General features: G+C 61.1%; 18 protein-coding genes. 7 read left to right on the top strand and 11 right to left on the bottom strand.

The genetic code is table 11. From position 1 onward, the window contains the following. Positions 1-38 precede the first annotated feature (38 nt). From secF to queA, 5 genes are all read right to left on the bottom strand, one after another. A complete protein-coding gene (gene secF / locus CPH57_RS01610; RefSeq protein ID WP_019454209.1) occupies positions 39-1,007 on the bottom strand; it encodes a protein translocase subunit SecF in 969 nt (322 codons plus the stop codon). A gap of 10 nt (positions 1,008-1,017) precedes the next feature. After that, positions 1,018-2,865, bottom strand: a complete 1,848-nt coding sequence (gene secD, locus CPH57_RS01605) for a protein translocase subunit SecD (protein WP_071845087.1) — start codon at positions 2,863-2,865, stop codon at positions 1,018-1,020. Positions 2,866-2,889: 24 nt separating this feature from the next. Further along, a complete protein-coding gene (yajC, locus tag CPH57_RS01600) occupies positions 2,890-3,222 on the bottom strand; it encodes a preprotein translocase subunit YajC (RefSeq protein WP_004940391.1) in 333 nt (110 codons plus the stop codon). Between the two features lie 33 nt (positions 3,223-3,255). Beyond that, positions 3,256-4,380: a tRNA guanosine(34) transglycosylase Tgt gene (tgt, locus tag CPH57_RS01595; RefSeq protein WP_016928877.1), complete on the bottom strand. Its 1,125-nt coding sequence runs from the start codon at positions 4,378-4,380 to the stop codon at positions 3,256-3,258. Positions 4,381-4,452: 72 nt separating this feature from the next. Then, complete coding sequence (queA, locus tag CPH57_RS01590) at positions 4,453-5,523, bottom strand: tRNA preQ1(34) S-adenosylmethionine ribosyltransferase-isomerase QueA (protein WP_096241953.1); 1,071 nt, start codon at positions 5,521-5,523, stop codon at positions 4,453-4,455. A 120-nt stretch (positions 5,524-5,643) separates the two neighbouring features. Here queA and CPH57_RS01585 point away from each other — a divergent pair, with 120 nt between their 5' ends. From CPH57_RS01585 to ggt, 3 genes are all read left to right on the top strand, one after another. Next, the gene (locus CPH57_RS01585) at positions 5,644-6,225 is read left to right on the top strand and encodes an ACP phosphodiesterase (protein WP_046688353.1); all 582 of its coding nucleotides are present in this window, start codon (positions 5,644-5,646) and stop codon (positions 6,223-6,225) included. Between the two features lie 229 nt (positions 6,226-6,454). Beyond that, positions 6,455-7,057, top strand: coding sequence for a peroxiredoxin C (locus tag CPH57_RS01580; protein WP_004940403.1), 603 nt, complete (start codon positions 6,455-6,457; stop codon positions 7,055-7,057). A 234-nt stretch (positions 7,058-7,291) separates the two neighbouring features. Continuing rightward, the gene (gene ggt, locus CPH57_RS01575) at positions 7,292-9,055 is read left to right on the top strand and encodes a gamma-glutamyltransferase (RefSeq protein ID WP_046688352.1); all 1,764 of its coding nucleotides are present in this window, start codon (positions 7,292-7,294) and stop codon (positions 9,053-9,055) included. Positions 9,056-9,108: 53 nt separating this feature from the next. Here ggt and malZ read toward each other — a convergent pair whose 3' ends face one another. Further along, positions 9,109-10,932 (bottom strand): maltodextrin glucosidase, encoded by a 1,824-nt coding sequence (gene malZ / locus CPH57_RS01570; RefSeq protein WP_046688351.1) that lies wholly within the window; start codon positions 10,930-10,932, stop codon positions 9,109-9,111. A gap of 246 nt (positions 10,933-11,178) precedes the next feature. Between malZ and CPH57_RS01565 the strand changes: the two genes are divergently transcribed. After that, a complete protein-coding gene (locus CPH57_RS01565; protein ID WP_096241952.1) occupies positions 11,179-12,435 on the top strand; it encodes a mechanosensitive ion channel family protein in 1,257 nt (418 codons plus the stop codon). 132 nt (positions 12,436-12,567) lie between these two features. After that, positions 12,568-12,831 carry a hypothetical protein gene (locus tag CPH57_RS01560; protein ID WP_096241951.1) on the top strand — a complete coding sequence of 88 codons (264 nt, stop codon included), beginning with the start codon at positions 12,568-12,570 and terminating at the stop codon, positions 12,829-12,831. A 32-nt stretch (positions 12,832-12,863) separates the two neighbouring features. On the opposite strand, the gene proY is transcribed toward CPH57_RS01560, so the two are convergent. The 5 genes from proY to phoB form a co-directional block, all read right to left on the bottom strand. Continuing rightward, positions 12,864-14,270, bottom strand: a complete 1,407-nt coding sequence (proY, locus tag CPH57_RS01555) for a proline-specific permease ProY (protein ID WP_033651183.1) — start codon at positions 14,268-14,270, stop codon at positions 12,864-12,866. A gap of 73 nt (positions 14,271-14,343) precedes the next feature. After that, positions 14,344-15,660 carry a branched-chain amino acid transport system II carrier protein gene (gene brnQ, locus CPH57_RS01550; protein ID WP_021504688.1) on the bottom strand — a complete coding sequence of 439 codons (1,317 nt, stop codon included), beginning with the start codon at positions 15,658-15,660 and terminating at the stop codon, positions 14,344-14,346. A 484-nt stretch (positions 15,661-16,144) separates the two neighbouring features. Beyond that, positions 16,145-17,107, bottom strand: coding sequence for a PstS family phosphate ABC transporter substrate-binding protein (locus tag CPH57_RS01545; protein ID WP_096241950.1), 963 nt, complete (start codon positions 17,105-17,107; stop codon positions 16,145-16,147). 14 nt (positions 17,108-17,121) lie between these two features. Further along, positions 17,122-18,438: a phosphate regulon sensor histidine kinase PhoR gene (gene phoR / locus CPH57_RS01540; RefSeq protein ID WP_004940434.1), complete on the bottom strand. Its 1,317-nt coding sequence runs from the start codon at positions 18,436-18,438 to the stop codon at positions 17,122-17,124. A gap of 24 nt (positions 18,439-18,462) precedes the next feature. Continuing rightward, on the bottom strand, positions 18,463-19,152 hold the full coding sequence (gene phoB, locus CPH57_RS01535) for a phosphate response regulator transcription factor PhoB (RefSeq protein WP_004940438.1): 690 nt from the start codon (positions 19,150-19,152) through the stop codon (positions 18,463-18,465). Positions 19,153-19,367: 215 nt separating this feature from the next. Between phoB and sbcD the strand changes: the two genes are divergently transcribed. Both sbcD and sbcC read left to right on the top strand, forming a co-directional pair. Next, positions 19,368-20,600, top strand: a complete 1,233-nt coding sequence (gene sbcD, locus CPH57_RS01530; protein WP_096241949.1) for an exonuclease subunit SbcD — start codon at positions 19,368-19,370, stop codon at positions 20,598-20,600. After that, on the top strand, positions 20,597-23,848 hold the full coding sequence (sbcC, locus tag CPH57_RS01525) for an exonuclease subunit SbcC (protein WP_096241948.1): 3,252 nt from the start codon (positions 20,597-20,599) through the stop codon (positions 23,846-23,848). Before sbcD ends, sbcC begins: the two co-directional genes overlap by 4 nt. Positions 23,849-23,901 lie beyond the last annotated feature (53 nt).

Below are 23,901 nucleotides of genomic sequence, written 5' to 3'. Positions count from 1 at the left end.
ATAGGCGCTCCTTCTCATTTCGCTGAATACTGCGGCGGTTAAGGCAGAATCGAAGGCTGATCCGCGCCCTCTTTTTCCACTTTTTGCTGCAGCATGTGTTCGCGTTTCATCCCCAGCTTCAACGCCAGCGCGGACGCGACGTAGATAGAGGAAACGGTACCGATCGACACGCCGATCAGCATCGCCAGCGAGAAGCCTTGCAGCATCGCGCCACCGAAGATGTACAGCATCAGCACCACCATCAGGGTGGTCCCGGAAGTCATCAGCGTACGGCTCAGCGTCTGGGTCAACGACACGTTCATGATCTCGTAAGGCGTGCCGCGGCGGATCTTGCGGAAGTTCTCACGAATACGGTCGGAGACCACGATGCTGTCGTTCAGCGAGTAACCGATAACCGACATCAGGGACGCGACGATGGTCAGGTCAATCTCGATGTGGAACAGCGACAGCACGCCCAGCGTGATGATCACGTCGTGCGCCAGCGCGATAACCGCCCCCAGCGCCAGGCGCCATTCGAAGCGGAAGCCGACGTAGATCAGGATACAGATCAACGCCACCAGCAGCGCCATGCCGCCGGTTTGCGCCAGCTCGCTGCCCACGCTCGGGCCGACGAACTCAATGCGCTTCACGGTGGCGTTTTTATCCACCGAGTCGTTGATCACGCCGATCACCTTATTGCCCAGTTCCTGTCCTGCGGTGCCGGTCGCCGGTGGCATGCGCACCATCACGTCGCGGCTGCTGCCGAAGTTCTGGATAATCGGATCCTGGAACCCGGCCTTCTCCAGCGTGTCGCGCATCAGGTCGAGGTTAGCCGGCTTCTCCAGGTTGATTTCAATCACCGTACCGCCGGTGAAATCCAGACCCCAGTTAAAGCCGCGCACCGACATGGTGGCGATCGACGCGACCAACAGCACCAACGAGATGCCGAAAGCCACGTAGTCCCAGCGCATAAAGTCGTAGACTTTACGGCCGTAGTTGAGTTGCTCAACAGTATAATCCTGTGCCACAACGCACTCCTCAGATAGACAGCTTGTTAATGCGTTTGCCGCCGTAAAGCAGGTTGACGATGGCACGGGTACCGACAATCGCGGTGAACATGGACGTCGCCACACCGATAGCGGTAGTGATCGCAAAGCCCTTGATCGAACCGGTGCCGACTGCGTACAGGATGACCGCGGTGATCAGGGTGGTGATGTTGGCGTCGACGATACTGGAGAACGCGCCTTTATAGCCCTCATGGATCGCCTGCTGAACGGACCTGCCGTTCTTCAGCTCTTCCTTGATACGTTCGTTAATCAGCACGTTGGCGTCGACCGCCACCGCCAGCGTCAACACGATCCCGGCAATGCCCGGCATGGTCAGCGTCGCCCCCGGCAACAGGGACATCACGCCGACGATCAACACCAGGTTAGCGACCAGCGCCGTGGTGGCGATCACGCCGAACTTACGGTACCAGACCACCATGAAGACGATGGACGCCACCAGGCCCCACAGACAGGCTTCCAGACCTTGGGTGATGTTCTGCTGACCCAGAGTTGGACCGATGGTGCGCTCTTCAACGATCTGAATCGGCGCAATCAGCGCCCCCGCACGCAGCAGCAGCGAAAGCTGACGCGCTTCGTTCGGGTTGCCGATGCCGGTGATGCGGAAGCTGTTGCCCAGACGCGACTGAATGTTCGCCACGTTGATCACTTCTTCCTGTTTCACCAGCACCGCACGGCCGTTGGCGTCTTTCTTGCCGCTGTCCTTGTACTCCACGAACAGGGTCGCCATCGGTTTGCCGATGTTGTCCTTGGTGAAGTTGGACATCGACGTGCCGCCGGCGCTGTCCAGCGAGATGTTAACCTGCGGCTGGTTGTATTCGTCGGTGCTCGAGGTGGAGTCGGTGATGTGGTCACCGGTCAGGATCACGCGCTTGTACAGCACGATCGGCTGGCCGTCGCGGGTGTATTTCACCTCGGAATCGCCCGGCACGCGGCCGTTGGCCGCCGCAGTGGCGTCCGCATTGGTGTTCACCAGACGGAATTCCAGCGTCGCGGTGGCGCCCAGAATTTCTTTGGCGCGTGCGGTGTCCTGAATGCCCGGCAACTCAACCACGATGCGGTCGGATCCCTGGCGCTGCACCAGCGGTTCGGCGACGCCGAGCTGGTTGACGCGGTTACGCAGGATAGTGATGTTCTGCTGTACGGCGTATTCGCGCGCTTCGCTCAGACGGGCGTCCGTCAGGCTGGCTTTCATGGTGTTGGCGCCATTGGCGGACAGCACCAGATCGCGCTGACGCGGGCCGATATAGCTGATGGCCTGGTCACGGGCCGCATCGTCGCGGAAGCGAACTTCCACGCCGTTGTTGTCCAGCTTGCGGATAGACGCGTAAGGAATGCCCTTCTCGCGCAGCTCGCTGCGCAGGGTATCCATGGTCTGTTCCTGCAGCTTGCTCAACGCGGTGTCCATGTCCACTTCCATCAGGAAGTGCACGCCGCCGCGCAGGTCCAGACCGAGTTTCATCGGCTCTGCGCCCAGCATGGCCAGCCAGGTCGGCGTAGCCGGCGCCAGGTTCAGCGCCACGACGAATTTGTCACCCAGCTCGGTCACCAGCGCTTCGCGGGCGCGCAGCTGAACGTCAGGATCTTTAAAGCGAGCCAGGATGGCGCCATTTTCCAGCGCAATCGACTTGCTCGCGATGTTGTCTTTTTCTAATACGGTACGGACCTGGTCCAGCGTAGTTTCACTGGCGGCGACGCCGCGCGCGCCAGTGATTTGTACGGCCGGATCCTCACCGTAGATGTTGGGAAGCGCATAAAGCAGACCGACGAGGATCACGACGATCAACATCAGATACTTCCACAAAGGATAACGGTTTAGCACGGCAATTCCCTTCGGGAAAAAAGATTACAGGGCCTTCATGGTACCTTTCGGCAGAACGGCCGCCACGAAGTCACGCTTGATCATCACTTCCGTGGTGTCGTTCAGCGCGATGGCGATGATGCCGGTGTCGGCCACTTTGGTCACGCGACCGATCAGGCCGCCGGTGGTCAGCACTTCGTCGCCCTTACCGATGGAGTCCATCAGCTTCTTGTGATCTTTCGCGCGCTTCTGCTGTGGGCGCAGGATCATGAAGTAGAAGATCAGGCCGAACACCACCAGCATAATGATCAGAGAGTACGGGCTTCCCTGAGCCGGAGCCCCTGCGGATGCGACGGCGTCAGAAATGAAAAAGCTCATTGAAATTCCCTCATTAAGTTATCAATTATTAGATCAAGCGTTTAAAGGCGGAATCGGCTTGCCGATCCGACCATAGAAATCCGCAACAAACTGCTCTAATTTACCCTCTTCGATAGCCTGGCGTAAACCCGCCATCAGGCGCTGGTAGTGACGCAGGTTATGAATTGTGTTCAGTCGAGCACCCAATATTTCGTTGCAACGGTCGAGATGGTGCAAGTAGGCGCGGCTGTAATGGCGACACGTGTAGCAATCACAGTCTTTATCCAGCGGAGAAGTATCATCCTTGTGCTTGGCATTACGGATTTTTACCACACCGTCAGTCACGAACAAATGGCCGTTGCGGGCGTTGCGGGTCGGCATGACGCAGTCGAACATGTCGATGCCGCGGCGCACGCCTTCCACCAAATCTTCCGGCTTGCCGACGCCCATCAAATAGCGTGGCTTATCTTCCGGAATTTGCGGGCAAACGTGTTCAAGAATGCGATGCATATCCTCTTTCGGCTCGCCTACAGCCAAGCCGCCCACAGCGTACCCATCAAAGCCGATATCCACCAGCCCTTTTACTGAAACATCACGTAAATCTTCGTAAACGCCGCCCTGAATGATGCCGAACAGCGCATTTTTATTTTCCAGCTCGTCGAAACGCTGGCGGCTGCGCTGCGCCCAACGCAGCGACATTTCCATCGAACGCTTGGCGTAGTCCCAGTCGGCCGGGTACGGCGTACATTCATCGAAGATCATCACGATGTCGGAACCCAGGTCATACTGGATTTCCATCGATTTTTCCGGGCTCAGGAACACCTTGTCGCCGTTGATCGGGTTGCGGAAGTACACGCCTTCCTCTTTGATCTTGCGCATCGCCCCCAGGCTGAACACCTGGAAACCGCCGGAGTCGGTGAGGATCGGGCCCGGCCACTGCATGAAATCGTGCAGATCGCCGTGCAGCTTCATGATCTCCTGGCCAGGGCGCAGCCACAGGTGGAAGGTGTTGCCCAGCAGGATCTGCGCGCCGGTCTCTTTCACTTCTTCCGGCGTCATGCCCTTGACCGTGCCGTAGGTACCGACCGGCATAAAGGCCGGGGTTTCCACTACGCCGCGGTCGAAAATCAGGCGGCCGCGGCGTGCGCGGCCATCGGTAGTTTGTAGTTCGTACTTCACAAAGCCTCCAGCATCAGAGAAACAGTCTGATGTCGTTGAAACGGGGCCGCGCCGTGGGCGCAGCCCGGGAAATTAACCGCCGACGGACTCGTTTTCCGCCTGCGGATTACGGCTGATGAACATCGCATCGCCGTAGCTGAAAAAGCGATACTGCTCGGCCACCGCCTGCTGATAGGCGTTCATGGTATTTTTGTAGCCGGCGAAAGCCGACACCAGCATGATCAGGGTGGACTCCGGCAGGTGGAAGTTGGTCACCAGCGCGTCGATCACCTGATAGTGGTAACCCGGATAGATAAAGATGCTGGTGTCGCCGCAGAACGGCGCAATCAGCGCCTCTTTGCTGGCCGCCGCGGCGCTTTCCAGCGAACGCACCGAGGTGGTGCCCACCGCCACCACGCGCTTGCCGCGCGCTTTGCAGGCCAGCACCGCATCGACCACCTCCTGCGGCACTTCGGCGTATTCGGCGTGCATCACGTGATCTTCGATGGTTTCCACGCGCACCGGCTGGAAGGTGCCGGCGCCGACGTGCAGCGTCACGAACGCCATTTCCACGCCCTTGGCGCGCAACGCCGCCAGCAGCGGTTCGTCGAAGTGCAGGCCGGCGGTCGGTGCGGCGACCGCGCCCGGCTTCTCGCTGTAGACCGTCTGATACAGCTCGCGGTCGGCGTCCTCATCCGGGCGAGCGATATAAGGCGGCAGCGGCATATGGCCGGCCGCGTTGAGAAGGGTGAAGACATCGCGTTCGTCGTTGAAGCGCAGCTCGAACAGCGTCTCGTGGCGCGCCACCATGGTGGCGGCGATGCTCTCGTCATCACCCAGCAGCAGCTCGGCGCCCGGCTTGGGCGCTTTCGACGCGCGCACGTGCGCCAGCACGCGATGGTCGTCCAGCACGCGCTCCACCAGCACTTCAATCTTGCCGCCGCTGACCTTGCGGCCGAACATGCGCGCCGGGATCACGCGGGTATTGTTGAACACCAGCAGGTCGCCGGCTTCCAGCTTGTCCAGCAGATCGGTGAATACGCCGTGCGTCAGCGCCCCGCTCGGCCCGTCCAGCTGCAGCAGGCGGCATGCGCTGCGCTCGGCCTGGGGATAGTGGGCAATCAGGGATTCGGGAAGTTCAAACGAAAAATCAGCGACGCGCATGGGTATTCACTTCTTCAATTTAAGGCTGGTTGGTAAAAAACAGGCGGCCTAGTCTAAAGCCGGGGGCGGTCAGCGGCAAGAAATAAGGAGGATTTGCCTGACTTCGGGTATAGTTGAGGGATGAATTTTCTCGCTCATCTTCACCTGGCCATGCTGGCGGACAGCTCGCTGCTGGGCAACCTGCTGGCCGATTTCGTGCGCGGCAATCCCGCCGCCGACTACCAGCCCGACGTGGTGGCCGGCATCATGATGCACCGCCGCGTCGACGTGCTGACCGACAGCCTGCCGCAGGTCAAAGCCAGCCGCGACTATTTCAGCGCCCCCTACCGCCGCGTGGCGCCGATCACCCTCGACGTGGTGTGGGACCATTTTCTGGCGCGCCACTGGCAGCAGTTGGAGCCTTCACGCGACCTGCACCAGTTTACCCAGGAAGCCCGCAGCCAGATCGAACCTTTTCTGCCGCTCACGCCGCCGCGCTTTCAGAACCTGAACGGCTACCTGTGGCCGGAACGCTGGCTGGAGCGCTACGCCGAATTGCCGTTCATCGCCCGGGTGCTGCAGGGCATGGCCAGCCGCCGCCCGCGCCTCGATGCGCTGGCCGGCTCGTTCGCCGACGTCGAGCAACATTATCATCAGCTTGAAACACAGTTCTGGCAGTTTTACCCGCAAATGATGCGACAGGCGAAGGACAAAGCGCTCTGAGGTCAAGCCCAAGTCATTGAAATTTCAACGCCTTGCAAGAATTTACGTTTTGCCGCTTGCCCTTTTGTGGGAAAAGGTTATTTTTAAAGCTCGCTAAATTATATCAACGACTTTGATAGGTGAAAGCTATCTCATCGATTGGTCTTTTACCCTTTATTCACCAAGTCGCGGCCCCTATACTGGCCCTTGTTTTTACATCCACCCTTTAACACCTATTACAGGAGTAATTATGGTCCTGGTAACTCGTCAAGCCCCTGACTTCACTGCAGCTGCCGTACTGGGTAGCGGCGAAATCGTTGAAAACTTCAACCTGAAGAAGCACCTGAACGGCAAACCGGCCGTACTGTTCTTCTGGCCAATGGACTTCACCTTCGTATGCCCTTCCGAGCTGATCGCTTTCGATCACCGCTATGAAGAGTTCCAGAAGCGTGGCGTTGAAGTGGTTGGCGTTTCCTTCGACTCAGAGTTCGTCCACAACGCATGGCGTAAAACCCCTGTCGACAAAGGCGGCATCGGTGAAGTGAAATACGCAATGGTTGCTGACGTTAAGCGTGAAATCCAGAAAGCTTACGGCATCGAACACCCGGAAGCCGGCGTTGCGCTGCGCGGCTCTTTCCTGATCGACAAAGACGGCATCGTGCGTGCTCAGGTTGTTAACGACCTGCCAATCGGCCGTAACATCGACGAAATGATCCGTACCGTCGACGCGCTGCAATTCCACGAAGAGCACGGTGAAGTGTGCCCGGCTCAGTGGGAAAAAGGCAAAGCAGGTATGGGCGCTTCCCCAGACGGCGTTGCAAAATACCTGTCTGAAAACGCTGCCAAGCTGTAATTTCAGCCTGATAGTGAATCAACCGGCCCACGCGGCCGGTTTTTTTATGCCCCTTTATGGGGCAGACCGCCCACCTTCAGTGCTTTATTTCCCTGTTTCCGCTCACATTTCCTACCCTGCTCGCCGCGCGCACGCCCATCTGCGGCTACTATCAATAACGCTGGCTCGCGCTTTGCAAGTGAACAGCGGCAAGCAAACACAACACAATAAAAAACTGACAGGGTAGGAATAACTATGTTTTTACAGAAATGGAGCAAACCCCTGACCATGGCGGCGCTGCTGGTCAGCGGCAGCCTGTATGCGGCATCCAACCCGGCGGTGGAAGCCAAAAACGGCATGGTGGTCACCTCGCAACACCTGGCCTCGCAGGTCGGCGTGGATATCCTGAAGATGGGCGGCAACGCCATCGATGCCGCCGTGGCGGTGGGCTATGCGCAGGCGGTGGTTAACCCTTGCTGCGGCAACATCGGCGGCGGCGGCTTTATGACCGTCCACCTGGCGGACGGCACCGACACCTTCATCAACTTCCGTGAAACTGCGCCGGCGGCGGCCAGCGCCAACATGTATCTGGACGCCGACGGCAAGGTGAAGAAAGACGCCAGCCTGTACGGCTATCTGGCGGCCGGCGTACCGGGCACCGTGCTGGGAATGGAAACCGCGCGTGAGAAGTACGGCAAACTGAGCCGCGAACAGGTGCTGGCGCCGGCGATCAAGCTGGCGCGCGAAGGCTTTGTGCTGACCCGCGCTGATACCGATATTCTCGACACCACCGTTGCACGCTTCAAACAGGATCCCGAGTCGGCCAAAATCTTCCTGCGCCCGGACGGCAGCCCGCTGCAGCCGGGGGACAAACTGGTGCAAACCGATCTGGCCAATACGCTGGAAGCCATCGCCAAAGGGGGAACCGACGCCTTCTACAAAGGCAAGATCCCGCAGGCGGTAGAGGCGGCGGCCAAACAGGGCGGCGGCATTTTGACGGCGGCCGACTTCGCCAACTATAAAGTCACCGAAACCCCACCGATCACCTGCAGCTACCGCGGCTACAAGTTCGTGTCGGCGCCGCCTCCCAGCTCCGGCGGCGTGACGCTGTGCGAAATCCTCAACGTGGTGGAAGGCTATGACCTGAAAAGCATGGGCTTCAACTCGGCGGCGGCCATTCACACCATGACCGAGGCGATGCGCCATGCCTACATGGACCGCAACACCTACCTCGGCGACCCGGAATTCATCAAGAACCCGATCGACCGGCTGGTGAGCAAGAGCTACGCCGAGCAGATCCGCAAGAAAATCGTCGCGGACAAGGCCACGCCGTCGGAAAACGTGCAGCCCGGTATGGAACCGCATGAGAAGCCGGAAACCACCCACTATTCGATCGTCGACCATGACGGCAACGCGGTCTCCACCACCTATACCGTCAACGGCCGCTTCGGCGCCGTGGTGATCGCACCGGGCACCGGCTTCTTCCTCAACGACGAGATGGACGATTTTACGGTCAAAGTGGGCGAGAAAAACCTGTACGGGCTGGTGCAGGGCACCGCCAACAGCATTGCCCCCGGTAAGCGCCCACTATCGTCAATGAGCCCGACGCTGGTGACCAAGGACAACAAGATCTTTATGGTGCTGGGCTCGCCTGGCGGTTCGCGCATCATCACCATCACCCTGCAGACCGCGTTGAACGTGATCGACCACGGCATGGCGCCGCAGGAAGCGGTGGACGCGCCGCGCATCCATCACCAATGGCTGCCGGATGAGGTGTACTACGAACAGCGCGGCGTTTCCGCCGATACGCTAAAACTGCTGAGCGGCATGGGCTATAAGATGGTCGAACAAACGCCGTGGGGCGCCGCCGAACTGATTCTGGTCGGTTTGCCGGGCGCGGCGGGCGTCAGCCCGGCCAACTCCGGCAACGATTCGGCGGTTTCCGGCAAAGTGCGCGAAGGTTACCTGTACGGCGCCAACGACGTGCGTCGCCCGGCAGGCTCCGCGGTCGGTTACTGATGTAAACGCCCACTCACCTTAATCGCGGGGGCCCTTCGGCCCCCGCAGTTCCCTTAGCCTTCACAGCGCCACACGGTGGCCGATTCTTCCGCCAGCTGCAGGCGCAGCCCGCCGGCCGTTTCGCTCAACTCTCCCCGCCCTTCCACACGCCGCCACGGGCCGCGGGCCAACAGCGGGTTGTGCGGCAGCTGCGCCTGGCCACTGCCGTCGCGCTGCAGCGCCACCAGCACCTGCTCCTGCTGATACAGGCGCACGAACACCAGCGTTTCTCCGCTGGCGTACAGCACCTGACAGCCGCCGCGACGCAGCGCCAGGCTCTGTTTACGCAGCGCGGCCATGCGCTGGAACAGCGCCAGCAGCGGCCGATCCCAGTCGCCGACGTCCCACGGGAACGGCTTGCGGCAGAACGGATCGTTGCCGCCGTCCAGGCCAATCTCATCACCGTAATAGAGGCAAGGCACGCCGATCCAGCTCAGCAACCACACCGCCGCCATCTGCATGCGCGCCGCGTTCCCCTGCAACAGCGTGAGGAAACGCGCGGTATCGTGACTGTCCAGCTGGTTGAACTGGATCAGCTGGCGGCCGTGCGGCAACCCGGCGCGGTAGCCGTCCATCCACTGCGCGCACCCGGCGGCGTCCAGCCGCACCGGGTGATAGGCCACGTCCAGCCCCGCCAAAAACGCCCGCACCGGCAGCGCGAACCCCATGTAGTTCATCGCCGCATCCTCCACGCCGGCGTGCAGCCAGCGGCGCGCGTCGCCAAAGTGCTCGCCCACTACGTAGGCCTGAGGATTCTCCTGCTTCACCGCCTGATAGATGCCCGCCAGGTGACGCAGGTTGCCGGCAGCGCCGCCGTTCTCCCCCAGCATATGCACCACGTCCAGCCGCCAACCGTCGATGCTGTACGGCGGGCGCAGCCAGTGACGCACCACGCTGCCTTCCCCGCGATAGATCGCTTCCGCCACCTGCGGCTCGGCGAAGTTGAGCTTCGGCAGGCTGGCGTTACCCTTCCAGTCGAGCGCGCGGCCGTCCGGGTAGAAGTTGAACCAGCCGCGATACGGCGAATCGGGATGGTGGCAGGCGCCGTTTTGCCCTTGGCGATGGCGGTCGAACCACGGATGCGAGTCGCCGGTGTGGTTGAAGACCCCGTCCAACACCAGTTTCATGCCCACCTTGTGAGTGCTCACTCGCAAACGCTGCAGCGCCGCGTTGCCGCCGAAGTGCGGATCGACCTGGTAATAGTCCTCGGTATCGTACTTATGCACGCTCGGCGCGGTAAAAATCGGGTTCAGATACAGCGCCGTCACGCCCAGCTGCTGCAAATACGGCAGTTTGGCGCAGATGCCGTCCAGATCGCCGCCGTAAAAGGTCGAGGCGGCGTGGCTATCCTCCAGCGGATGCTGCCAGTCGCGCCGAATTACCTCGGCACCGGCCGCGTGATGGCGGTAACTGCCGCTTTGGATGCCGTGCTCGCCGCCGCTGCTGGCGAAGCGATCGGGGAAAATCTGGTAGAACAGCTGATCCGCCACCCATTCGGGGCCGTTGTCGGGCTCGTCGACGGCAAACTGCGCCAGCTGGCCCGGCGGCGTTGGCGACCAGCCCTGCGGGCCGAACCACTGCTGGCGATCGGCCCACAGCAGCTTGAAGCAGTAACGCCGCGTCGGCTCGCCCTCATTCAGCGTCAGGCTGGCCTGGTAGCGCCGCATCCCCTCGTGGCGCTGCGCTTTCATCACCAACAGCCACTCTTCGTTGTCCGGTTCGGCGCGCAAAAACACCCGTTCCGGCAGCTCATCCCCTTGTAACCACAGCGTGATATCCAAACGTTGCCCTTGCTTCACCACAAAAGGCGGAACCGGTTGATGCCAGGCGTTAAGCATACTGTTCTCCTGCTGTACCAAACGAAATCGACGGCATTCTTCAAGAAGCGAACAATGCCACGTTAAGTGCAACTCCCCCTCCTCTCTGACCGCAAAACCCAGGGATGAGCCGGGGGGCGGAGACCGAAAAATAACGCTAACTCGATGTAAAAAAAGGTAAACAGGCACAAATCCTGCACGTTACCCCTTAGGCTAACGCGTTTTGAGCATACAGGATATTTTTTGCGCATTTTTTAAGGAGCGGTAATGCAACAACAGATAACGCGCTGGCTGGAACAATTTGGGTTGGAATTCGGCGGAGTGATGTCGCTGTTGATGGTATTGGGGTTGATTGTTCTGATCTCGGTGGTGATCCACCTGGTGCTGCACCGGGTAGTGTTGGCTGCCCTTCAGCGCCGAGGCCAGCAATCGCAGCGCGTCTGGCAACAGGCCATCACCCAATACAAACTGTTCCAGCGCGTGGCGCTGCTGCTGCAAGGGGTGATCATCAGCATCCAGGCGACGCTGTGGCTGCAGAGCGGCAGCCACACCCAGGCGGTGATCGTTACCGCCGCGCAGGTGTGGATCCTCGCCTTCACCCTGCTGTCGCTGTTCTCGTTGCTGGATACGCTGCTGGCGCTGCTGCGCCAAAGTCCGATCTCCAATCAGCTGCCGCTGCGCGGCATTTTCCAGGGCCTGAAACTGGTGGCGGCGATCCTGATCGGCATCATGATCGTCTCGCTGCTGATGGGCAAATCGCCGCTGCTGCTGCTCAGTGGCCTGGGTGCCATGACCGCGGTTTTGATGTTGGTGTTCAAGGATCCGATCCTCGGGCTGGTGGCCGGCATCCAGCTCTCCGCCAACGATATGCTGAAGGTCGGCGACTGGCTGGAAATGCCGAAATACGGCGCCGACGGCGCGGTCACCGACATCGGCCTGACCACGGTCAAAGTGCGTAACTGGGACAACACCGTCACCACCATTCCCACCTACGCGCTGATCTCCGACTCGTTCAAAAACTGGCGGTCGATGTCGGAATCCGGCGGGCGCCGCATCAAGCGCAGCCTGAATATCGACACCGGCAGCGTGCACTTCCTGTCGGAAGAGGAACAGCGCCGCCTGCAGCGCAACCCGCTGCTGCACAGCTACCTGAACGTTAAGACCCAGGAGCTGAGCCAGCACAACCAGGAGATCGCCGTCGATCTGGCCTCGCCGCTCAACGGCCGCCGCCTGACCAACCTCGGCACGCTGCGCGCCTATCTGGAAGCCTACCTGCGCGCTCACCCGCGCATTCACCAGAACATGACGCTGATGGTGCGCCAGCTGGCGCCGACGCCGGAGGGTCTGCCGCTGGAAATCTACGCCTTCACCAACACCACGGTCTGGGCGGAGTACGAAAGCATTCAGGCGGATATTTTCGACCATATTCTGGCGGTGATCGACGAGTTCGGCCTGCGCGTGCATCAGACACCGACCGGCAATGACCTGCGCGGCATGCTGCAACAAAGCGCGAACGCTTCCTGACGTCGGCTGACGTAACTGTGTCTGCTGGTAATTATTCGCTTTCAATTGCCAGCAGATATCTCCATCCCCTTCTTTTCCCCGGCGAAAACGGCGTTAATGCGCCCTCACCTTCACCACCGAGAGGGAAAGCCCTTGCTGAAACGGATACGTCATCGGCTGTTTACCCTGATGGCCACCCTGCTGTTTATCGGCTGCCTGCACAACGCTTTGCTGGATGAAAGCCACATGCCCCGCAATCTGCAACCTTCGCTGAGCGCCCTCAGCGGCAACCTGCAGGACATTCGCGAAGTGCTGGCGCGCTGCGCCGGCGAGGAAGAGGAGGAACGCCTGAACGACGGCGGCATACGCATCGAAGCGCGCGCCGCCGGGGATGAGGAAGCGGAAGACAAACGCTAAAAAAACACCGGCCTTAGCCGGTGTTTTTCCATTTAGTCTTGCTGCGTCGCCAGCAGCGCGCGTTTTTTCTGGCGGTTGACCTTGAACCAGTACCCCGCCAGCAGCAATACCACCCAGACCAGGCCGGCGTACAGCGAGACGCGCGTGGTCGGGAAGTAGCCGATCAGGCCGATGATGAACACCAGGAACACGATCGCCACCACCGAGGTGAATACCCCGCCGCGCAGCGGGAACGCCAGCTGCTTCACCTGCTCTTTGCTCAGGCTGCGGCGGAAGGCGATTTGGGAGAACAGGATCATGATCCACACCCACACGGTGGCGAAGGTCGCCAGGGACGCGATCACCAGGAACACGCTCTCCGGCATGATGTAGTTGAGGTATACCGCCAGCAGCAGCGCCAGCATCATCACCACCACCGTCACCCAGGGAATGCCGCGCTTCGACACCTTGCTGAACATTTTCGGCGCGTGGCCCTGCTCGGCCATGCCGTGCAGCATGCGGCCGACGCCGAACACGTCGCTGTTGATCGCCGACAGCGAAGCGGTGATCACCACGAAGTTGAGAATGCCCGCCGCCACGGTGATGCCCATATGCTGGAAGGTCAGCACGAACGGGCTGCCGTTGGTGCCCACCTGGTTCCACGGGTAGATAGACATAATGACGAACAGCGTGCCGACGTAGAACACCAGAATGCGCCACGGCACCGAGTTGATGGCTTTGGGAATCGATTTTTTCGGATCTTTGGCTTCGCCGGCGGTGATGCCGATGATTTCAATGCCGCCGTAAGCGAACATCACCAACTGCAGCGACAGGATCATGCCGATAAAGCCGTTGCTGAAGAAGCCGCCGTTCGACCACAGGTTATGAATGCCGGTCGGTTGCCCGCCGTTGCCGATACCCCAGATGATGATGCCGATGCCGGCCGCGATCATGATGATGATGGTGGCGACCTTGAAGAACGAGAACCAGAACTCCAGCTCGCCGAATACCTTGACGCTCATCAGGTTGATGGCGCCGATGATCAGCACCACGCTCAGCACCCAGATCCAGTGCGGCACTTCCGGGAACCAGACCCCCATATAGATGCCGAAAGCGGTCACGTCGGCGATGGCGACGATCAGGATTTCAAAGCAGTAAGTCCAGCCGGTGATGTAACCCGCCATCGGGCCGAGGTAGTCCTGCGCATAGCGGGAAAATGAGCTGGCCTGTGGGTTGTTGACCGACATCTCCCCCAGTGCGCGCATGATGATAAAGGCCACGATGCCGCCGATCAGGTAAGCCAGCAGCACGCTCGGGCCGGCCATTTTGATGGCGTCCGCCGAGCCGTAGAACAAGCCGGTGCCGATGGCCGACCCCAACGCCATAAAGCGGATATGACGCGTGCTGAGGCCGCGTTTCAGCTTATTGTCGGGGACAGTGGTGGGTGACTGTTGTTGCATGAAAATGACCCATAGTTTTAAACGTAAAAAAGCCACGGACATGTCCGTGGCCCTAGATTAAGCCGGGGGATTATCAGTGCGCGGTCACTTGGGAACGCGTGCACACCCGATCATAAATCGCGACCAGCGCCAGCATCAGCAGCGAAGGCGGCAACCATGCCAACCCCTGCTCCGCCAGCGGCAGGTGAGTGGTCCAGGCCGGCAGCAGCTGCTGGAAGCTGGACGCTTTCACCGCGTCAAGGATACCAAACAACAGGCTGACAAGCATCACCGGCGCGATGATGCGCGGCGCGCTGTGCCACCAACGCAGGGTGAAGCTCAGCACCACCAGCACGATGCACGGCGGGTAAATCGCGGTCAGCACCGGAATGGAGATCTGGATCAGGTGGCTCAGGCCGAGGTTGGACACCACCATCGAGAACAGGCCCAGAATAAACACCAGCGTCTTGTAAGAGAACGGCAGGTATTGCGCGAAGAACTCGGCGCAGGCACAGGTCAGGCCCACCGCGGTCACCATGCAGGCGATGAAGATCAGCGCCGCCAGGAAGAAGCTGCCGAGGCCGCCAAAGGTGTTCTGAACGTAAGCGTGCAGGATCACCGCGCCGTTGGTGGCGTCCGGCACCAGCGCGCCGCTGCCGGAACCCAGTTTGAACAGGCTCAGGTACACCAGCGTCAGGCCCACGCCGGCGATCAAACCGGCCAGAATGGTGTAGCGGGTCAACAAACCGGCGTCTTTCACGCCGCGCGAACGCGCCGCGTTGACGATAACGATGCCGAACACCAGCGCGCCCAGCGTATCCATGGTCAGATAGCCGTTAACGAAGCCGGAGGAGAAAGGCACGCTCTGATAAGCCGTCGTCGCCGGAATCGGCGCACCGGCAGGCCACAGCAGCGCGGCGATGCCCAGTACGGCCAGCGCGACGATCTTCAGCGGCGCCAGCACATGGCCGACGGTATCGAGCAGGCGGCCCGGATACAGAGAGATGCCGATCACCAGCGCGAAGTACACCAGGCTGTAGATGAACAGCGGCATGGCGCCGTCGCCGGTCAGCGGGGCGATGCCCACTTCGAAGGACACGGTGGCGGTACGCGGCGTCGCGAACAACGGGCCGACGGCCAGGTAGCAGACGGTCGCCAGCAGCAAGCCGGCGCCGCGGCCGATTGGCGAACTGAGGGCGTCGATGCCGCCGCCGACGCGCGCTAGCGCGATAACGGTGATGACCGGCAGGCCCACGGCGGTGATCAGGAAGCCCAGCGCCGCAGTCCAGACGTGTTCACCGGACTGCAAACCGACCATCGGCGGGAAGATGATGTTCCCGGCCCCGACGAATAAGGCAAAGGTCATAAAGCCCAGTGCCAGGATATCTTTTGACGTTAAACGATGACTCATACGATGTCGTGTTGCCTGTTCAAATAAAAAAAGGGTCCGATAGCGTGGTGGCGTGACGCCCCACCCGGTTGCCGGCATGCCCGATCGTCGCCGCGCCAAATAAGCACCCTAAACGCAGTCGATCCGGCGTTTATGTCCCTATTCGAAAGTGGCCGCTCATAAAGATGGGCAAAATTTTAGGAGTTATAAAAATGGAGGTTTAATCCGACAACGAAGGCTAAGGTAAACGTTTATAGCGCTTCAAGGCAAGGCGCACGGCGAAAAGCAGAGCTATCGACCATATAAACTTTAGCCACCAGTCGATCATATTGGTTATCAATAAATATACACTACATGATTTGTATCATTTTTGAACAATGAATTCACAAAACGTGAAGCATATATCGCTTTACCGCTCGAAATCGCCAATAAAAAGCCGATTTTCGCGTGGTATGAGCTTCGTTTCGCCATAAAAAAAGGTGAAAATTACGCCGTTTTTTGTCGCTTATTGCGCCATGGCCGGCGCGAGCGGTGGCAGCCCCAGCGCCTGACGGGTCTTCTGCAGGGTGGCCGGCGGCAGCGGCAGATAGCCGTCGTGGTTGACCAGGCTCTGGCCTGGTGTCGACAGCACGCGATCGAGGAACGCGGCGGTTAGCGGCTCCAGCGGTTGATGGGGGGCTTTGTTGATGTAGATATACAGATAGCGCGACAGCGGGTAGCGATCGTTGCGCACGTTGGCGGCGGTAGGCGCGACATAGTCCTCTCCCGACTCCGCCAATGGCAGCAGCCGCACGCCGCTGGCGCGAAAGCCAATGCTGGCGTAGCCGATGCCGTTGAGCGAACCGGCCACCGCCTGCACCACCGAGGCCGAGCCGGGCAGCTCATTGACGCGCGGCATAAAATCGCCGCCGCACAGCGCACGCAGTTTGAAATAGCCGTAGGTGCCGGACGCCGAGTTGCGGCCGAAACGCTGCAGCGAACGCGTCGCCCAGTCGCCACTCAGCCCCAGCTCGCCCCAGCGCGTCAGCGGTTTGCTTTCGCCGCAGCGCCGGGTGGCGGAGAAAATGCGATCGAGCTGCTGCAGATTGAGGCCGCGCAGCGGATTGTCCTGATGCACCAACACCACCAGTGCATCCACCGCTACCGGCACCGCCAGCGGCGCATAGCCGTAACGGTGTTCGAACGCCGAGACCTCGGCCGCCTTCATCGGCCGGCTCATCGGGCCCAGCTGCGCGGCGCCCGCCGCCAAGGCGGTCGGCGCGGTCGACGAACCGGCGGCCTGGATCTGCAGGTTAACGTTGGGGTAATGCTGACTGAAATCCTGCGCCCACAGCGCCATCAGATTCGCCAGCGTGTCGGAACCGACGCTGGACAGGTTGCCCGCCAGCATGCCGTCGGGCTGCGCCAGCGCGCCGCGTCCGGCCAGCAGCGCCAGGCAAAGCAACAGCCCTCGGGTTATTCGGGTCATACCGGTGTCTCGCGTTAATTTTTCACCGCATTCTCTGATAAAGCGGCGGGAACAATCAACCGATTGGGTAAGGTAAAGATAAAGCGGGTGCCGATCCCCGGTTCGCTGAGGATCTCCAGCCGCGCGTCGTGATGGCTGAGCGCGTGCTTGACGATCGCCAGCCCCAGCCCGCTGCCGCCGGTCTGGCGCGAGCGGGCCTTGTCGACGCGGTAAAAACGCTCGGTCAGGCGCGGAAGGTGTTCGGCGGCGATGCCCGGCCCGTTGTCGCTGACCTGGAACTGCGCGCCATGCGCCGTCTGTTGCCAGCTCACTTCGATATGGGTGCCCTTCGGCGTGTGGTTGACCGCGTTGTACACCAGGTTAGACACCGCGCTGCGCAACTGGTCTTCATTGCCGAACACGTTGAGCTGTTCGTTCACCCGGAAGGTGATCTCATGATTGCCGCCGCTCAGCGATTGCGCCTCGCGCTGCAACACCCGCAGCATCAGCGGGATATCCACCCGCTCGTTCATGTCGACATTGGGCGCCGCCTCGATGCGCGACAGCGTCAGCAGTTGCTTGACCAGCCCGTCCATCCGGCGGGTCTGCTCTTGCATGGTGCTGAGCGCCTTGCTGCGCAGCGAACCGTCCTGCTCTTCGTCGCCCATCATCTCCAGGTAGCCCTGCAGCACCGTCAGCGGCGTGCGCAGCTCATGGCTGACGTTGGCGAAGAAGTTGCGCCGCGCGCCCTCCAGCTGGCGCATCTGGGTGACGTCGCGCGCCACCATCAGCAACTGCCCTTCGGAATACGGCATCACGCGGAATTCGACGTAGTGTTCGTTGTTCAACTGCAGCGTCAGCGGACGCGAAAACTCCTGCTGTTGCAGATAGTGGCTGAATTCCGGATAACGCAGCAGGTTAAGGATGTGCTGGCCGTTGTCTTCCGGCCAGCGGAAGCCGAGCAGATGCTGCGCCAGCCCGTTGCACCAGAAGATGTTGCCCTCGACGGTGGTCATCACCACCGCGTCAGGCAGCGATTCGGCCCCGCTGCGAAAACGCTTGATAAGCAGCGCCAGCTCGCGCCGGCGGCGGCGGTTGCGCTGCTGCATCTGATACAGGCCATAAAACAGCGGCTCCCAGCTCCAGCGGCCGGGCGGCGGCGTCATGCTGCGGTCGATCCACAGCCAATGGGAGAGTTTGAGCTGGTTGTAGAAATTCCACACCAGCGCAGCCAGCGCGGAGGCCAGCAGGAACCAGGGCAGATAACCGAAAATCAGCCCCAGCAGTAAGGCGGGCAAACAAAAAAGAGCCAGCTCCAGAGCCAGCCTCTTCCACGACAGACGTTCTAACACGGCATATTCTCCAGCGCAGCGCGATCAGTAGCGCGTTGAGAACCGGTAGCCGGTGCCCCGAACGGTTTGAACCATTTTATCATGCCCACTGGTTTCTAACGCCTTGCGGAGCCGACGGATATGCACGTCAACGGTACGGTCTTCCACATAAACGTTAGTGCCCCAGACGTGATTAAGCAACTGCTCACGGCTATAAACCCGCTCCGGGTGGGTCATAAAGAAGTGCAGCAGCTTGAACTCGGTCGGCCCCATGTCCAGCGCCTGATCGTTCGCCATCACGCGGTGGGAGGACGGGTCCAGGCTCAGCCCTTGCATTTCAATCACCTCCTCCACCGCCATCGGTGAAATGCGGCGCATGACCGCCTTGATGCGCGCCACCAGCTCCTTGGGCGAGAACGGCTTGGTGATGTAATCATCCGCCCCCACTTCCAGGCCGCGCACCCGGTCTTCTTCTTCGCCGCGCGCGGTCAACATCATCACCGGGATATCGCGGGTCAGCGCTTCGCGCTTCATATGTTTGATAAACTGAATGCCGGAACCCCCGGGCAACATCCAGTCAAGCAACACCAAATCAGGGAACGGCTCAGACAGACGCGTCACGGCGCTGTCATAATCCTCGGCTTCCAACGGTTGGTAACCATTTTGTTCCAACACAAAGCACACCATCTCACGGATCGGCGCTTCGTCTTCCACCACCAGTATGCGTCTTGCCATCGTCAATCCTGCCAATGTGTTAGCGACTTTTCGGGCGCCATTATGCGTCAGTTTTGTGACACTTTTATGAAAAAAAGCGGCTGTTATAGGCAGTAAGCATAGCGATTATTTCCCGGCGCAAAGAAAAATCATTCCATGGTCATCGCCATTGCGCCGGGACAGCCGCCGCCGCGGCCTTTATAATCATCGCCATTATCTTTGCATCCGGGAGTGTCATGCGCCTGATCCACACCTCTGACTGGCATCTTGGCCAGTACTTTTTCACCAAAAGCCGCGCCGCCGAGCACCAGGCTTTTCTGAACTGGCTGATCGAGCAGATCGAGCAGCAGCAGGTGGATGCGCTGATCGTCGCCGGGGATCTGTTCGATACCGGCTCACCGCCCAGCTACGCCCGCGAGCTGTACAACCGCTTCGTGGTGGACCTGCAGCGCACCGGCTGCCAGTTGGTCGTGTTGGGCGGCAACCACGATTCGGTCGCGACGCTCAACGAATCGCGGGAACTGCTCTCTTGCCTGAACACCACGGTGATCGCGAGCGCGCAGGGTGCCATCGAGCAGCAGATCGTGGTGCTTAACCGGCGCGACGGTCAGCCGGGTGCCGTGCTGTGCGCCATTCCGTTTCTGCGGCCGCGCGATCTGCTCACCAGCCGCGCCGGCGAATCCGGCGTACAGAAACAGCAGGCGCTGCAGGAAGCCATCGCCGAACATTACCAGGCGCTGTATCAGGCGGCCTGCGAGCGCCGCGATCGGCTGGGCCTGCCGCTGCCGATCGTCGCCACCGGCCACCTGACCACCGTCGGTGTCACCACCTCCGACTCGGTGCGCGATATCTATATCGGCACCCTGGACGCCTTCCCGGCGCAGGCCTTCCCCCCTGCCGACTATATCGCGCTGGGCCACATTCACCGCGCGCAGAACGTCGCCAAGTCGGAACATATTCGCTATAGCGGCTCGCCGATCCCGCTCAGCTTTGATGAGTTGGGCAAAGCCAAAAGCGTCTTCCTGGTCGATTTCGCCGACGGCGCCCTCCAGCAGGTAGATGCGTTAACGATCCCGCAGTTCCAGCCCATGCAGCTGATCAAAGGGGATCTGGCCGAGATCGAACGGCAACTGCAGCAGTTTGCCGACTATGCCGGCGAGCTGCCGGTGTGGCTGGATATCGAAGTGGCGACGCAGGACTACCTCAGCGACATCCAGCGCCGCATCCAGCTGCTGGCGGATGAGCTGCCGGTGGAAGTGGTGCTGTTGCGGCGCAGCAAAGAGCAGCGCCGCCAGGCGATTGCGCAGCAGGATAAGGAAACGCTGAACGAGCTGAGCGTCAACGAGGTGTTCGAGCGCAGGTTGGCGCAGGAGGCTGAGATGCCCGAAACGCGTCAACAGCGGATGCGCCAGATGTTCCGCCAGGTGGTCGAGGCGGTGCAGCACAACGCCGAGGAGACGAATTCATGAAGATCCTCAGCCTGCGGTTAAAAAACCTCAACTCGCTGCAGGGCGAATGGAAAATTGACTTCACCGCCGAGCCTTTCGCCAGCAACGGCCTGTTCGCCATTACCGGCCCGACCGGCGCGGGCAAAACCACCCTGCTGGACGCCATTTGCCTGGCGCTGTATCACCAAACGCCGCGCCTCAACGTCACGCCGAGCCAGAATGAGCTGATGACCCGCCACACCGCCGAGTCGCTGGCGGAGGTCGAGTTCGAGGTCAAGGGCGTCGGCTATCGCGCCTTCTGGAGCCAGCGCCGCGCCAAAAATGCGCCGGACGGCAACCTGCAGGCGCCGAAGGTCGAACTGGCGCGCCGCGAGGACGGCAAGATCCTGGCGGACAAAGTACGCGACAAGCTGGAGCTCACCGCCGCCATCACCGGACTGGACTTCGGCCGCTTCACCAAATCGATGATGCTGTCTCAGGGGCAGTTCGCCGCCTTCCTCAACGCCGACGCCAACGATCGCGCCGAGCTGTTGGAAGAGCTGACCGGCACCGAAATCTATGGGCGGCTGTCCGAGCAGGTGTTCGAGTCGCACAAGCAGGCCAAAACTGACCTGGATGCGTTGCACCAACGCGCCAGCGGCATCGAACTGCTGAACGACGAGCAGCGCCAGTCTCTGACCGAACAGCTGGCGGCGCTGAGCGCGCAGGAAAGTGCTCTCGGCGAGCAAACTCAGCAACAGCAACAGGCGCTGAGCTGGCTGCAACAATGGCAACGCCTCCGGCAACAGCAAAACGAGGGTCAACGGCGGCTGGAAACCGCCCAGCGCGAGCAGGCCGAGGCCGCCCCGCAGTTGCAGCGGCTGGCGCTCAGCGAACCGGCCGAGAAATTGCGGCCGCTGCGCGGCGAACGCGATCGCTGCCGCACCGAGCTACAAACGATACAACAGCAGGCTGCCCAGCTGACGCAGCAACAGGAACAGCACTCGGCGCAGCTGGCACCGCTGCAGCAGGCGGTGGAAAAAGCCCGCCTGGCGCAGCAAACCCATGCCGAGCATATGCGGCAGCAGCAACAGCTGATCGATGAGCAAGTCGCTCCGCTTGACCACCAAATAGCCCAACTGCTATCGACCCAGGCCGAACGGCGACAGGCCGTCGATGCCGCCGCGCAGCAGTGCGCCCAGCAGCAAACGACGCTGGAGCAGCTCACCGCTCAGCGCAGTTTGCTGACGACGCAGGCCGCACAGCATCAGCAGCAGTTGAATGCGCTGAGTGAAGCGCTGGCCGCTCAACAGCAACAGCAGCAGGCGTTGGAGGCGCAAACGCCGCTGGCCCCGCTGCGCCAGCGCCTGAGCACCCTGGCAGACCTGCGCCCGACGCGCCAGCAGTTATTTACGCTCGCTTCCCTTTACCGTCAGACCCGCGAGCGTCTGGCCCGGCAACAGGCGGAGCACGCCGAGCGGCAAACGCAGCTCGCCGGGCTGCAACACCAGCTGGAGAACGCGCGTCAGCAATTCAAACAGCACAAGGCGCAGCTGCAGGAAGTGGAGCGGATCCACGAGCTGGAAAAACGCATCGTCAGTCTGGAAGCGGAGCGCGCCCTGTTGCAGAGCGGCGCCCCCTGCCCGCTGTGCGGCTCCACCAGCCATCCGGCGGTCGAGCAATATCAGGCAGTGCAGCCTTCGGCGACGGAACAACGCTTGGTTGAGATGCGCACCCTCGCCGAGAAACTGCAAACCCAGGGCACCGAGTTGCGCACCCGCTGTGAAGGCCTGCGAGAGCAGCAGCAACGCCAGCAGCAGGCTATCGCGCAGGATGAACAGCAGCTGGCTGCCCAACAGCAGCAGTGGCAGCAGCTCAGCGCACCGCTGGCGTTCGACTTTACGCTGGCGGAGAGCGAGCGACTCAGCGCCTGGCTGAGCGGCTGCGACGACGAAGAGCGGTGCGGGCAACAGGCGCTGCAGCAGCATGAACAGGCGGCGCAGGCGGTACAGCAGGCAAAAGACGCGCTCGCCGCTCTGCAAACGCAGCAGCAGCAGGCGCAGCAACAGCTGGCGCTGCTCGAAGAGCGCTTTACGCTGCTGCAGAAAACCCATGCCGACAGCCTGCAACAGCAGCAAGACCTGCAACAACGCTGGCAGGAAGGCGAGAAAACCCTCGCCGAGCGGCGTACGCAGCGGTTGGCGCTGTTCGGCGAACAGCGGGTCGCCGAGGTGCGGGAACAGCTGCGCGCCAAACAAACCGCCTGTGAACAGGCTTGCTTGCAGGCCGCCGAGCAGTGGCAAAAGGCGCAGGAGCTGCGCGAACGCCTGGCCGGCCAACAGGCCGGGTTACAACAACAGCACACCCAAATGCAGGAACGGCTGCAGCAGGCGCAGCAGCAATGGCAGCAGGCGCTGGCCGACAGCGAATTCGCCGATGAAACCGCCTTCGCCGCCGCGCTGCTGGACGACGCCCTGCGCCGCGAATTGCAGCAGCGCAAAGAGCAACTGCAACAGCGGCAGGTAGAGGCTGCGGCCCTGCTGACTCAGGCGACGCAAACGCTGGAGCAGCATCGGCTGAACCTCCCTGAAGGGGTGGATGAAGCCAACGCGGATCTCGACGCGCTCACCCAATCGCTGGCCGAGCTGGCACAGCAGTTGAAGGCGCTGCAGCTGAGCCAGGGCGAACTGCGCAACCAGCTGGAAAGCGACGCCGCCCGTCGTCTCAATCAACAGGCGCTGTTCGAGCAAATCGCCCGCAGCCAGCAAGACTACGACGACTGGAGCTACCTCAACCAGCTGATCGGCTCGAAAGAAGGCGACAAATTCCGCCGTTTCGCCCAAGGGCTGACGCTCGATCATCTGGTCTATCTGGCCAACCGGCAGCTCGGCCGGCTGCACGGGCGCTACCTGCTGCAGCGCAAGACCAGCGATGCGCTGGAGCTGCAGGTGGTGGACACCTGGCAGGCGGACGCGCTGCGCGATACCCGCACCCTGTCCGGCGGCGAGAGCTTCCTGGTCAGCCTGGCGTTGGCGCTGGCGTTGTCCGATCTGGTCAGCCATAAAACCAGCATCGACTCGCTGTTCCTCGATGAAGGCTTCGGCACGCTGGACGCCGAAACCCTCGACACCGCGCTGGATGCGCTGGACAGCCTGAACGCCTCCGGCAAAACCATCGGCGTGATCAGCCACGTCGAGGCGATGAAAGAACGCATTCCGGTGCAGATCAAGGTGAAAAAGGTCAACGGGCTCGGCGTCAGCCGGCTGGAGGCGCACTTCAGGCTGGAATGATCCCGCGGCTCGCGGCGCAGAAGTGTGACCGCGGCAGCACTCCACGGTGAAAA

It is taken from the genome of Serratia sp. JKS000199 (assembly GCF_900215455.1).
GTDB classification, from domain to species: Bacteria; Pseudomonadota; Gammaproteobacteria; order Enterobacterales; family Enterobacteriaceae; genus Serratia; species Serratia ureilytica.
Note: the sequence above shows the minus strand (reverse complement) of the source record. Positions and strands in the feature narration are given on the sequence as shown.